Here is a 13,519-nt window from a genome sequence, read left to right on the forward strand (position 1 = left end):
AGGTTCTTAGGCTTCTTAGAACGTAAATGATTGAGCAATTGAAGATCAGTTAATCAATATTTAAATTGGTGAGATGGTAGATTGCAAATTTATCAATCCAATTGTCAAAATCCATTAACGAGCCGATAGTTGTTATTTTCCCCGTATCAGCTTCTTTTTTAGCTTTTGATGCCCCGGGAGAATCCAGAAAGTTAACCAACACTTCATTATTGGCAGTTTTAACCGATGCAATCGTTTTATCTTTTCTAATACTCGGTACTCATTTAATTCGCCTCCAGATGTTTACCGTGTTTGTGCGACTGCAATTAACCTAATCCGTTATTGTAGGTGGACGGAAGCAAAAAAGCACGATTTAATGGCATTTTTATGCCGGTAAATCGTGCTTTTTTAAGTTAGGGGCTCCCCTGCTAATTGAAACGCCCTATTCAGAAACCGCTGGAACCGGGGTGGCCAGAAATTCAACGGGAATTTGATGGCCATAACTCAGTAGTTGCTGATACCAGTAGTAGCTGTCTTTACGGTAACGGCTATAAGTCCCGTTGCCCGCATCGTCTAAGTCGACGTAGACGAGCCCGTACCGTTTGGACATTTGGTTGGACGATGCCGAGATCATATCGGTGGGGCCCCACATGCAGTAGCCCATTAGCTCGATGCCGTCCTCGGCCATGGAGATCAATAGCTGCTGAATGTGTTGGCGTAAATAGTCGATCCGGTACTGGTCGTGAACGTGATGGCCCGCCGTTAAAGTGTCCGTGGCCCCCAACCCATTTTCGACGATGAAGAGTGGTTTCTGGTACCGGTCGTACAAGTCGATCAGGGATAACCGTAACCCAACGGGGTCGATCTGCCAGCCCCATTCACTTTCTGGAAGGTAGCGGTTGTAAACCCCGGCCGTCCGGTTCGCCTTGGTCACTTTGAGACCAGTTGGATCGGCTGCCGTGCAGATCGACGAGTAGTAACTAAACGCAACGAAGTCTGCCGTGTTTTGTTGTAACAACGCGCGGTCTTCGGCGGAAATCGTTAACGGGATCCCCTTCCGCTTAAGTGTCGTCAGTAAGTACTGGGGGTAGCGCCCCCGAACCTGAATATCACTAAAGGCGTAGACGTCACGCATCGTTTCAGTTGCGGCCAGGACGTTTTGTGGATCACTATTATACGGATAAACCATGGTTCGTGTAATCATGGACCCCACTTGCAAATCCGCGTAACGTTGGTGACAGTATTGAACGACTTTGGCGGCGGCTAAGAATTGGTGGTGCATTGCTTGATAAATCACTGCTTCAAAGTTCTGGCCCTGAAATCGATCGGCAACTAGCCCGGCAGATGAAAATGGGTGGCGAATAATGCTATCGACCTCGTTGATTGGAATCCAGTACTTCACATCATCGTGCAAGTAATCGATCACCGTTTGGGCAAATTTGTTAAAGTAGCCGATGACTTGTGGATCGAACCAGGCGTCGTAGTTTAAGACGAGGTTTAGGGGCATTTCATAATGAGACAACGTCACGATCGGCGTAATGTTGTACTTTTTAAGTTCTTGGACGACCGCTAAGTAGTAGTCAAGACCGGCTTGATTTGGCTGGGCGTCATCCCCGTTGGGAAAAATTCGGGCCCAACTGATTGAGAAGCGGTACGTGTTGATACCCGTTGCTGCTAATAATTTAATATCCTCCCGGTAACGATGATAAAAATCAACGCCATGCCGCTTTGCCCAACCTTTTGTTGAATGATCAGTCAATGCAAGTTCAATTTCATGGCTGTCCATTTGATTAACAGCTTGATAATCATTTGTATCTATTTTTGGTCGATAGCGCATGCAGTCAGCAATTGACATTCCTTTTCCGTCTTCATCCCAACCACCTTCCACTTGATTCGCGGCAGTGGCAACTCCCCACATAAAATTCGGTGCCGTCTTGAAATAATCCATTGTAATTCCTCCAACTATGCCAGCATTAACAAGTTATTACCAACTTTTACAGATTGATTCGATTCCGGTACGGGCAAGACTTCTAAGAAATCCTTTGTATTTAATACAATAATCATCACGGTAGGATCATACCCGGCAGCCGTGATTTTCTCCAAATCAAACTTCAACAGTGGCTGTCCTTCATGAAAACGTTCACCTTTCTTGACTAAGGTTTCAAAATACTTGCCGTGCAATTCAACCGTATCAATCCCGACATGAATCAACAAATCAGCATCATTATCCAAATGAATTCCAATTGCATGGCTAGTGTCAAATACTGCGGATGCAATACCATCGGCCGGTGCAACGACCAGGCCTTCACTCGGAATCACCGCGATACCGTTTCCCATAACACCACTCGCAAATGTCTCGTCGTTCACTTCGCTTAATTTCCGTGTTTCACCGACAACTGGACTGTTGATTGTGTGTTTAGTCGTTACGACTTTATCAGCCTCAGCTTGTTCTTTTTTTGTCGTCTCATCACTCACTGGATCATCAAATCCAATGAGCCAAGTGGCAACAAAGGTTGCGATACTTGCAATAACAATGGTGGCAATGGCTAACACAACAAAATTTTCCGTCCTCGAGACCCACATCGGTAGACTTAACAATCCGGGGGTAACATAAATAAAAGCCTTCATTTTCATAAATCCAGCAAATAATCCAGCAATGGCACCACCAATCATCGCACCATACATCGGCTTCTTTAACTTCAAGTTAACACCAAACATTGCAGGCTCAGTAATACCACCTAAATAAGCCGTAACTGTCGAAGAAAGTGCTAAAGCGCGTAATTGCTTATTTTTAGTTTTTAATCCAACTGCTAATGAAGCTGCAGCTTGGGACATGTTCGAGCAAAGTGCGACCACTCGGATGATTGGATCGAATCCTTGCGTTGCAACTAGTTGAATACTGATTGGGCTCAATGCCTTGTGAATACCAATCGAGACCAACCATGGATAAGCTGCTGCTAACAATGGAATGGCAATGAAACCAGCATGTTCATACAAGAACATACTTACAGAGGCAATTCCCATAGAAATCAAGTTGGCAATCGGTCCAAGAACGATAAATGTTAAAGGCGCTGTGATTAACATGATTAGCATTGGCTCAGCAAACACTTTAATCATTCCTGGCGTAATCTTTTTAACAAACTTTTCGATATATGACATCATCCAAACGGATAGGATGGCCGTAATCAAGGTTGATGAGTATGAGACCAGCTGAACAGGGATGCCAATAAAACTAACGGGTTTGGCAGCCGCAACTAAGGCCGTCCAGTTCGGATTGACCGTAACCAGGCCCATGAAGGCTCCTAAGTATTGGTTAGTTTTAAAAATTTTGGCGGCGGAAAACCCGATAAACGCGGGCATGAAGAAGTAGCCGGTATCAAAAATCAAATTCAGCATTTGATACGTTTGGCTCTTGTCGGAGAGTACCCCGGTAAGCGTTAAGATAAGAAGGAGCACCTTCCCCATCCCGGCACCAGCTAAGAGCGGAATTGCAGGGGCGATCGAACCGGTAATGGTCCCGATCACTTTATCAAATAAGTTGCGATTGTCTTTCCCCGAATCGGCGGTCGTGCCCTGGTTATCTAAGTCGAGCATATCAGCGAGCTCGTTATAGACATCTTCAACGTTATTGCCGATCACTAATTGGTATTGACCAGCTTTTTTGACGAGTTGTAGGATTCCTGGAATATTTTTGACGGCATCATCGTCCGCCTTGCTTTCATCTTTCAAAACAAAGCGTAAGCGGGTCGCACAGTGCACGACCGATTTGACGTTGCCTGGTCCCCCGACGCCCTTAATAATGGCTTGATTCATTGCTTCATACTTCATCATGTTGCCTCCCCGTATTTTCGGTGATCCGTGCAATGTGAATCGTCATGTAGAGTAGGTCCTCATTGCTAAGATCATAATTATAAGTTTGGTGAATAAACGTTTTAATCTTTAACGCGCATTCGTACGCGGCGACCTTTTTACCTTTAATAATTGCAAGCAGGTCGTTACTGAGGTCACCAATGGATTGTTTTTCATTGTTGTACATCATGTATTGCCAGAAAAATTTTAAGTGCGTGACAAACCGGTTATAATCGAGTGATTCCCGATCAATATCTATTGCCAGTTGGTACGTGACGATGCTGGTGAGTTTCTTAATAAAGTTGACGACAGCTTGAAAGTCATCTAACCGGTTCCCGAGTTCCCCGCTAATAATATGAATTGCAATGAACCCCGCCTCGTCTTCTGGTAGTGGTACCCCGCACTGTTGTTCGATCAGCTGTAACGCCCAGAGACCAATCGAAAATTCTTTGGGATAAAAGCTGCGAATCTCCCAAATAAATTGGTTGGTTAAAAATAAGTGTTCCTTGGCTCGGTCGACAGCGGACGCAATGTGGTCCGTTAAGGCGATGTAGACGCTGTCGGTCAGGTCGATCTGATCATCTGCTTGGGCCTTATCAACGATGCGTTTGGCAATTTGGAAAAACTGGATTGGGATATCGTTGATCATATCTAAAATTAGTTTTCGGTCCCCACGGCTAACCGGAGCAAACGTTTTATAAATCTTACTTTCATCAACCTCCTCATTGACGTGTTTACCGTAAGCCACGGCCTTGCCAACAACGATAAGTTCTTGGTGATCATCAGTGTGCGTGATAAATGCATTATTGTTCAGGATCTTTTTGATTTTCATCACATCACTCCCCCTTAAATGACGTTTTTTTAATAAAAAAAGCCCACTTAGCCCCTCGACTAAGTGGGTTTTGTGTAGCACTGAAACTTTGCTATAACAATCCCAATGAATTATTCGTCATTAATTTATGTGTTAATGTTAGCGCTTTTATTTACGGGTGTCAATCACCTTTTAAGCCTATTCAATGATAGCAATGGTCGACTTCCCTGGTTTAACGGGCCTGATCGTTAGTCAGAAGTTTCTAAGTCGGTACTGTGTTCACCTAGTATCTGTGAAACATTGATAGTTGGTAAAATTAATGCTGGATATTCATTAGACGCATTAGTTATCCCTGATACTAAGGCCCGAACATAGGGATAAAAGATTGCAACGGCGTTTTTATTGATCAAGGTGTCAATGCCTACTTGTGCTTGGTCGCGGTTTGCTTTGATTAAAGCAACGACCGCTTTGGTCTCTTCCTCTTGGGACATCAAACCAACTCACAATCGAATGTTTTTCACTGCGATAATTTGTTACCTACAGGAAACAAATTACCTAATGATTAGGAATTAACTAAAATTTTCAGTATAAAATATCCGTTGGCGGTCATCAAAATTCATTGACTCTTGGCACCGGATATTTATAAAAATTATGATTAATATCGTGCTTTCTTTAAACCAAGTATGTAACGGCAAATTTGATAGTTAAACGCTACTGAGACGCGTTATCCAGATTAGTTGTTAAAGTGACGGCTGAATCGACGGGTCATCAGGTGGACTCCGGCGATGATGAGTAAACCAAATCCAGTGATGAAACCCAGCCACCCAGTGGTCCGTTCATTGGTTTGAGGTAGCTCCGTCTGTAACGCCATGGCTTTGGCCGCTTTTTGCTGGGCGGTCTCATTTTTTATTGGTTGGGCCGTGTCGGTTACTGAGTCTACGGACTGATCAGTATCGTGAGCCGGTTGTTTTTGTTGTTCTTTAAGCGTCGGTTTGGACTCCGGTGCTGGTTGGGCAGCTGGCGTAGCGGCTGCAAGCAAGGTCGTCATCAATCGTTGGCGTACGGCCGCTTGGTTGCGTTGGGTTGCGCTAAGCTGGTCCGTGAGGGTCGCAAGGTGTTCCCGCGCAGTGGTCACGGCTTCTTTTGCGGTGGTCATGGCCTTTTGATCTGCTTGAAGGTGCTGACGTTCTTGTTGAGCGTCCGCTAGTGATTGCTTGCAAACTTGAAGGTCTTGTGGGGCTTCGTCACGATGTTGAATAGCGTCTTGTCGGTCATTTAAATCTTTAAGGCCTCTAACCACGTATGTTGCAACGCTTCTTTTTTAGTCGCATCGCTTTCTTTATCAGTTGCGGTTTTTTTAGCGGCAACTTCTTTCGCGAGGGACTTAATTGTGGCCCGGTCTTGACTAAGCTCGTCTTGATTGATTTGCGCGACAAAATGCGTTTGTTTCTGGACCTGTGCAACTTGATCATCGACTTCTCGTTTATTCGCATCAATTGCCGCTTGATCAACGGGTTTGGTATGCGCTAACTGATCTGTGGCGGTCGCCAGCGCTTGTTTAGCGGTTTCGATTTCCGCTTGTAACGTGGTGAGTTGGGTCGTTAATTGTTGATCCGACTGTTCCGTCGTTTTAAGCGTGGTCTTTAACGAATCATGGGTTGTGGCGAGTTGCGCAGTCGGTGATTGCCGGGGTGTTTCGACGTGTGCCCGTTGGGGTTGGATTAGAGCGAGGGCGGTACTGGCGAGGGCAATGGTGCTCATGCTAAGGACGGCTCGATTCGTCATGCTGACTTCTCCTTTATGGGCGCTAGTAGTCGTGCTGCCAATTGCTGAAATGCTTGTACGTGTTCATTATGTCAAAGTATATTAGGAATACAACTAAAAATCCTAATTGACAAGCTCCAACTTGTTGCTAGTATTAACTAAGTTATACGGACGATCCGCGCCTGATTCAGGTCGTGACGGCCCTTACTAGCAAAGAATTCCAAAAGTCGAAAAAGTTTATTAATATGGTAGATTGTAAAATTAATCCGAACGCTGTTCGGACAAAAAAGATCAGCTTCCTTTAAAATGGTGTTTACCACAAACACATCTTTTAGGAGCTGATCTTTTGTCTAGTATAACCTATTCCGAACGAATTAAAATCGAAACCTTTTGTGAACTAGGGCTGTCCAATATCCAAATGGGCGTTCGGCTGAACCGATCACCGTCAACAATTTCTTATGAATTATCTCGATGTCAACCTTATCAGGCTGAATTAGCACAAACAGATGCCGAATACAAGCGATTACGATGTGGTCGGAAAACTAAGCTGAGCGATGAGTTAAAGCAAAAAATTCTCAACCATTTACGTCTAAACTGGTCACCAGGAATGATTGCTCACGAATTTAAACTAGCTACTAAATCTATTTATAATTGGCTAAATCAGGGGAGAATTGGTTTCTCCTTGAATGATCTACCTGAACATGGCGTACGCCAACGGCGTAACGTTGACCAACGATCCAAATATAATCAATCTTTGGGGCGATCAATTGAACAGCGTCCCATGATGATTAATCAACGTAATCGCATCGGCGATTTTGAACTAGATACAGTCGTTGGTCCTCGTGGGCATAGTAAGGCAGTTTTATTAACTTTAATCGATCGAAAATCACGGTTCCTTTGGGCATACCGGTTAAAAGATCAGACGACAGCGACTGTTAATGAAGCACTAACTAAGTTCCTAACCACTTTTAATGGTCCGGTGCACAGCTTTACTGTGGACCGTGGCACTGAGTTGAGTGGGCTAGTATCACTTGAATCACAATCTGGTATTAAGGCCTATTACTGCCATGCTTATACGCCAGCTGAACGTGGTAGTAATGAACGCTTTAATCGGAATTTACGTTATTTTTATCCTAAAGGGACTCGTTTTGAGCACATTAGTGCTCAAGATTTAACGACGACGTTACTCCAAATTAACCAGCGACCGCTTAAAATACTCGACTGGCAAACACCGTATCAGGTTATGCTGATAAATTTGTCCAAAAATTCGGATTAAATTTGCAATCTACCTTTTAAAAAGAAGAAGGAATCTAAAAAAGCGGTAACTACAAAGTTAAAAGGTTTGACTTTGTAGTTACCGCTTGAAAACAATTTTAATCCGTTTCAAAAACAACCGCTTGATAAGGATGCAAAATTAAATTAGTAGCATCTTGAACTAAGTTGGTTTGATTGTTAAGTAGAAGTGAGCCGGTAGGAAGGGAGACTTTTTGACTTTCGGCAGACAAATTAACGAAAACACTAATTATTTGTTCTCCCAGTTGACGTTGATAGGCGATGACGTCATCAGGAGCCGGGAGTTCAATTAATCTGCCATCGATTAAGGTTGACCGATAGTGCGGATTATGCCGCAATTTTCCCATTGCTCGATAGAAGTTCAGTACAGATGTAGGATCTAAATTTTCATCTGCTACGTTAATTTTCTGGCGATCATTTCCCATGCTTAACCAAGGCTGAGTCTTTGAGAAACCGCCAAAGCTGGTATTATTCCATTGCATCGGTGTCCGAGCATTATCACGAGAACGATCATTTAAAAGCTCTAGTGCTTGTTGTGGCTGGAAGCCAGCTTTGAGAGCCATTTGATAATTGTTAATTGATGAAACATCATTAAACTCAGAAATTTTAGTTCGCTGAAAGTTCTTCATGCCAATTTCTTGACCTTGGTAGATGAATGGAACTCCTGGTAAGAAATAGTACATGGCCGCTAAAGCTTTGGCAGCTTGAGGAGTTTGTTCAGCTTTGTTGCGAATTAGTTTTGATAGAACGCGAGGTTGGTCGTGGTTTTCTAAGACATTGGCCGTCCAGCCACCAGCTTGCTTAATCGATTTTTGGGTCGAAAAGATGGTGTCTTTCAACTCTTTAATCGACCAGTCAGCCTTACCACGATACCATTCATCAACATTGGCAATATCAATATTAAGGTAACTGAAATCAAAAATCATCGAGAAATAGCCATCAGGACCAATGAATTGTGGTAAATCACCAGCCGGAACACCATAGGCTTCACCTACTGTAACCGCATTATATTTATCAAAAGTAGCTGCTTTTAATTCGTCAAGGAACTTATTTAAACCAGGTCGGTTTTGCCCCTTTTTAGTTACGGCAACTAGACCATCATCACCGTCTGGTGGTAGACTAGCCCAATCAAGATCCTTTTTCAGGTGAGTAATTGCATCAATTCGGTAACCAGCAATGCCTTTATCGAGCCACCAATTGATCATTTGATAAATTGCTTGTCGTAATTTAGGATTTTCCCAATTTAGTTCCGGTTGTTGTGGAGCAAATGTATGAAAATAATAAGTTCCGGGCTCATTGGGGACCTCTGTCCAAGTAGAACCGCCAAAAATACTGCGCCAATTATTCGGAACTTTCCCATCGGTAGTTTTTTTGAAGATATAATATTTACGATAAGGACTGCTTGGATCGGCCAATGCTTGTTTGAACCAAGTATGTTGATCTGAGGTATGGTTGACAACTAAATCCATAATCAATTTGATTCCTCTTTTTTTGGCTTCGACCAACAGTTGGTCAAAGTCAGCCATAGTACCAAATTGCGGATCAATTGCTTGATAATCGGAAATATCGTATCCCATGTCGACCATCGGTGATTGGTAAACGGGAGAAAGCCAAATCATGGTAATTCCCAGTGATTTTAGATAATCTAAATGCTGAATGACTCCCTGTAGATCACCAATTCCGTCATTGTTTGTATCTTGAAATGAACGTGGATAAACTTGATAGACAATCTCACCTTTCCACCAACGAGTATTTGTCATCTAAGTCAGCTCCCTTTTTCTCTATCTTATATTTTTTCTTTAATTAATGAAACTGAAAGACTACCAATTAACATTAAAATTCCTGAGATTAAAATCATTGCAGGAAATTTACTTCCAACTGCTGGGAAAATTGCAAACGAAGCGACTGAAGCAACAATTTGTGGTAAGCAAATTGAACCATTGAATAGACCAAGGTAAGTTCCCATATGTGAATAACCATCAAGTGCGTTGGTAACCATAATGAAAGGATAAGCCATCATGCCAGCCCATGAGATACCAATCAGGATAAATGAGAATAACAAGCCAAATTGTGAATGAATGAAGAAAAATGAAATAAAGCCGATTGCACCTAAAAATAATGATAGGGTGTAGCCAAGTTTATTTTTACCAGCCGGAATTTTTGATAAAACCAGTGACCAGATAACAGCAGCAACTGCATAAACGGCTGATAAGATTCCAAACCAATTAGCACCAGCTTGATAACCAGAACTGGTTGGATCAGCAGCATGATAGACTGTTGCCGCAACGCTGCCAGCACCATAAGTCCAAAGATACTGGAAAGCCATCCAGCAGAAAAATTGAGTTAAAGTAACACTCCAAAAAGTTTTCGGTGCTTCTTTTAATAACTGCAGCATACTTTTGCTTTTTTCGTTAGCGTTGTCTTCATTTAAAGCTACACCATGATATTTCTTGTAAGTATCATTATCATATTCATGAACTGAAAAAACTGAAATTAAAGAAAAAATAACCAGAATTACTGCTCCTACATAAAATGAAATTCGAACAGAATCAGGAACTTGACCTGCAGCTGCTGTATTAGCCACACCGATAGCTGTCAAAAGGTAAGGAAAAATTGTTGCTAAAACAGAACCAGTATTGGACAAAAAGCTTTGAATTGAATAAGCATATGATTTTTGCTTTTCGTTGACCATATCACCAACAACCATCTTAAATGGCTGCATAGCAACATTTGAACTCAAATCCATAAATAAAATAGCAATTGCGCCAAACCATAAGGCAGTTGAAGTTTTGAAGCCGAAACTGCCTGAATTTGGTAATAAAAACATTACAATAACTGAGACTAAAGCGCCAACTAGCAAGTAAGGCATTCGCCGTCCAAAGCGTTTACTCCATGTTCGATCAGATAAATAGCCAACGATTGGTTGGACAACCATTCCTGCTAATGGTGGTAAAATAAAGAAGAAGCCAAGCTTGGTTGGGTCTGCTCCAAGAGTTTGAAAAATTCTTCCCATTTGAGAACTTTGTAAAGAAAACGCCATTTGAACTCCGAGAAAACCAAAACTTAACATCCAAATGGTGGATAATGGCAAATTTGGCAAAGTAGTTTTATTTTTGTTTTCCATTGTAGATACTCCTAAAATAAATATTTGAAATCGATTTCACAAATAAATTTTAGCACGCTAATTTTATTTTGAAAATGCTTAAAACTCTGTTAGCGCTAACAAGATTTTTCGGCTAACAGAGTATAGTAAAACAATTTTGGAGGTGAGGTTCATGATAACATTAGCTGATGTTGCCAAAGAATCACATGTTTCAACGATGACGGTCTCAAGAGTGTTGCATCATCCCGAACAGGTTTCAGATGAAGTTAGACAAGCTGTTCAGCAGGCTATTAGTAAGTTAGGTTATAAGCCTAGTCGAGTTGGACAAGCCTTATCACAGCAGCGTCAATTTGCTATTCAATTTCTAATTTTAGAAGATATTCAACAAGTCGATCCATACTATGCCAAACTATTGTTATATATTGCAGATTATTTGCGTGAACAAGGTTATACATTGGAGATTAGTCATGATTTGACTGATCATTCTAGTCAAGTTGATGGAACCTTTGTCAGCGGTGCAAGACAACAAGACTTGCCATTATTAACCAAGTCATCTGATCCGATCGTATCTTATGGTCAGCTTGATCAAACGATTAAATATGTTGATATTGATAATTTCCACGGCACCTATCAAATGACACACTATTTAGCAAAGTGTGGGTATCAAAACTTGCTTTATTTTGGACTTGATTTGAACGAGGCTTTTGCGATTTCGCGTGAGGAAGGGTATTTGCAAGCCATGACGGAATTAAATAAAATGCCAACTATTTTTCGGATCGATAATACTGAACAGGCAGCAGCCAACCTAATCGAGCAATTAATTATAACTGATAATAGTGTGATTGTTGCGGCCACTGATCGGATTGCAATTGGAGCTTTACAACAACTTTTACACTTGGGTATTAAAATTCCCGCTGACGTTGGAGTAACTGGCTTTGATGGCGTCTTTATTAATCAGATTTCATTACAACACTTAACCACGGTACAGCAACCGCTTAAAAAAATTGCCCAATCAATGGTTGAACTGCTGTTAGGAATGATTGAAAAACGCCCTGGAAAGTCAACTTTAATTCCCCCACAATTATCAATTGCACAAACAACTCGAGTATTAGAAGAGAAATGAATCTAATGCGGTCTTGACAAGTTGTTTTCAAAATCCCCACTATTATAACTATTAACTAGTTAACTAATTTTTTGGAGGTGGGGGACGGTCACATGAATATAGGGCTGTTGTTTAATCAAATTTTTTTGATGTTTTGTTTAATGTTATTAGGCTTATTGGCCACTATCAGTTAAGTTTAGGATTTGTTGTTCGGCTTGGGCGACTAATTGTGCTTTCCAGGCTTTAACGTCTGCTTTACTCGGCATTGTCTACCCCTCCTCATCTTCAAAAATATCATTCAATATAGGGGCTACGTTGATTTGAATCGGGGTCGTGCCATAAAGGGCGATGTAGCCATCAGCTAATTTTTGCCAAGCCACTTGATAATAGGCTCCGTTACCAGTGATTTCTTTTAAATACTTGTAGGTTCCTTTAGCCTGTAAAACTGGTAATTCACTCCCAATGACTGCTAATTTATTATCCATTTTATGATCTCCATTGCTTTGCTAACCTCACCCGTTGTTTGGGTTTACTTTTAGGGTTGTAAAAGTGAACCTAAATGACGGGTTCACCAACCGGAACGTAGTGCAGGGCGGTAGGCAGGTTCTAATCAAAATCAAAACTTAATTTATGGCCGTCAAGCTTTAACTTGGCAGCAAACGACTTTCCTTTTTTGCTCTTGAAACCCTTTAATTTGCTGGTTTTCCCCTTGGTGACCAGCGCTTTAATTGCGGTCTTACCAAGCGTCTTGCTACTCCATTTCTTGGGTAGGGTAAAGTCCTCGCCTTGCTTAGGCTTTACAATGTAAAATTTCTGTTTATTTAAAACGGTCGCTTGTGGTGTTTCTAAGAAGACCTCGTCGGACTTTTGTGCTTGCTGTTGGTGATTGATTTGTTGCTTAATGGCTGCATTGCCGGTTAATTGTGTGGGAACATCAGCGATTAACTTGGCCACAAAGTTCTTAATCTGGCTTAAAAAGTTATCCGGGGTGCGTTCTTCGGTACTGATTTGCTGTAACGCTTGCTCCCATTTAGCCGTCATTTCTGGACTTGTTAGCAAGGGTTCGAGTTCAACCGCTTTACATAAAGTAATCCCGGCTTCACTGACGTGGAGCTTGTTCTTTTCAGAGACGAGATAGCCGCGTTTCTTTAACACTTCCAGCACATTGGCCCGGGTCGCACTTGTCCCAATGCCTTGCACCTCTTTTAGAATTGCTTGGGCTTCTTCATCATCAAGCGTTTTGCCGGCAGTCTTCATGGCCATAATCAGGGTACCTTCGGTAAAGGGTACCGGAGGTGTCGTTTCTTTTTGCGGCGTTTGCAGATTCGCTTGAACTTGGTCGCCTTGGTGAACGATCGGTAGGGTGGCTGCCTCTTGCTGGTCGGCTTTGTTTTCATCAAATAAAGCTTGCCAACCTTGCTTAGTTGGGACCTTAGCCGTTGCTTTAAAATTGGCGTCACCAACTTGGGTAATAATGGTAGTTTCCTCGTACTCGTACGGATCAGCAAACATGGCTAATGTGGTTCTTAAAACCAAATCATAGACCTGTTGCTGTAATTTAGGTAAGGCAGCTAATTGATCTTTCGTCGGGACAACTTTAGTCATGATAATGGCGTAG

At 42.1% G+C, this 13,519-nt stretch carries 12 protein-coding genes; 2 read left to right on the forward strand and 10 right to left on the reverse strand.

Going from position 1 to position 13,519, the window contains the following annotated elements; translation table 11 throughout:
- Window positions 1-421 precede the first annotated feature (421 nt).
- The 6 genes from GSO_RS08620 to GSO_RS08645 all read right to left on the reverse strand — a co-directional run bounded on the left by GSO_RS08620 (window position 422) and on the right by GSO_RS08645 (window position 6,424).
- On the reverse strand, window positions 422-1,927 hold the full coding sequence (locus tag GSO_RS08620) for a glycoside hydrolase family 1 protein (RefSeq protein WP_010491142.1): 1,506 nt from the start codon (window positions 1,925-1,927) through the stop codon (window positions 422-424).
- A gap of 14 nt (window positions 1,928-1,941) precedes the next feature.
- Entirely contained in the window at window positions 1,942-3,807 is a 1,866-nt protein-coding gene (locus GSO_RS08625; RefSeq protein ID WP_010491145.1) for a PTS beta-glucoside transporter subunit IIBCA, read from the reverse strand.
- Window positions 3,797-4,660, reverse strand: coding sequence for a PRD domain-containing protein (locus tag GSO_RS08630; RefSeq protein WP_010491147.1), 864 nt, complete (start codon window positions 4,658-4,660; stop codon window positions 3,797-3,799). The genes GSO_RS08625 and GSO_RS08630 overlap by 11 nt, the downstream gene beginning before the upstream one ends.
- 227 nt (window positions 4,661-4,887) lie before the next feature.
- The gene (locus GSO_RS08635; RefSeq protein ID WP_003582208.1) at window positions 4,888-5,130 is read right to left on the reverse strand and encodes a protein-export chaperone SecB; all 243 of its coding nucleotides are present in this window, start codon (window positions 5,128-5,130) and stop codon (window positions 4,888-4,890) included.
- Window positions 5,131-5,372: 242 nt separating this feature from the next.
- Window positions 5,373-5,795 (reverse strand): hypothetical protein, encoded by a 423-nt coding sequence (locus GSO_RS08640; RefSeq protein ID WP_029345563.1) that lies wholly within the window; start codon window positions 5,793-5,795, stop codon window positions 5,373-5,375.
- A 119-nt stretch (window positions 5,796-5,914) separates the two neighbouring features.
- Entirely contained in the window at window positions 5,915-6,424 is a 510-nt protein-coding gene (locus tag GSO_RS08645) for a hypothetical protein (protein ID WP_010491153.1), read from the reverse strand.
- 325 nt (window positions 6,425-6,749) lie between these two features.
- Between GSO_RS08645 and GSO_RS08650 the strand changes: the two genes are divergently transcribed.
- Entirely contained in the window at window positions 6,750-7,679 is a 930-nt protein-coding gene (locus tag GSO_RS08650) for an IS30 family transposase (protein ID WP_010491156.1), read from the forward strand.
- Between the two features lie 97 nt (window positions 7,680-7,776).
- Here the strand turns inward: GSO_RS08650 and GSO_RS08655 are convergent, their stop codons facing one another.
- Window positions 7,777-9,456: a glycoside hydrolase family 13 protein gene (locus tag GSO_RS08655; protein WP_010491158.1), complete on the reverse strand. Its 1,680-nt coding sequence runs from the start codon at window positions 9,454-9,456 to the stop codon at window positions 7,777-7,779.
- Window positions 9,457-9,482: 26 nt separating this feature from the next.
- The gene (locus GSO_RS08660) at window positions 9,483-10,820 is read right to left on the reverse strand and encodes an SLC45 family MFS transporter (protein ID WP_010491159.1); all 1,338 of its coding nucleotides are present in this window, start codon (window positions 10,818-10,820) and stop codon (window positions 9,483-9,485) included.
- A 151-nt stretch (window positions 10,821-10,971) separates the two neighbouring features.
- Between GSO_RS08660 and GSO_RS08665 the strand changes: the two genes are divergently transcribed.
- A complete protein-coding gene (locus GSO_RS08665) occupies window positions 10,972-11,922 on the forward strand; it encodes a LacI family DNA-binding transcriptional regulator (RefSeq protein WP_010491161.1) in 951 nt (316 codons plus the stop codon).
- Between the two features lie 248 nt (window positions 11,923-12,170).
- Here GSO_RS08665 and GSO_RS08675 read toward each other — a convergent pair whose 3' ends face one another.
- Window positions 12,171-12,386, reverse strand: coding sequence for a hypothetical protein (locus GSO_RS08675; protein WP_004466187.1), 216 nt, complete (start codon window positions 12,384-12,386; stop codon window positions 12,171-12,173).
- A 121-nt stretch (window positions 12,387-12,507) separates the two neighbouring features.
- Window positions 12,508-13,519, reverse strand: a 1,012-nt coding sequence (locus GSO_RS15810) for a DNA topoisomerase (protein ID WP_010491173.1), incomplete at its 5' end; no start/stop codon positions are given.

This window comes from Lacticaseibacillus zeae DSM 20178 = KCTC 3804, from assembly GCF_000260435.1.
Taxonomy (GTDB): Bacteria; Bacillota; Bacilli; order Lactobacillales; family Lactobacillaceae; genus Lacticaseibacillus; species Lacticaseibacillus zeae.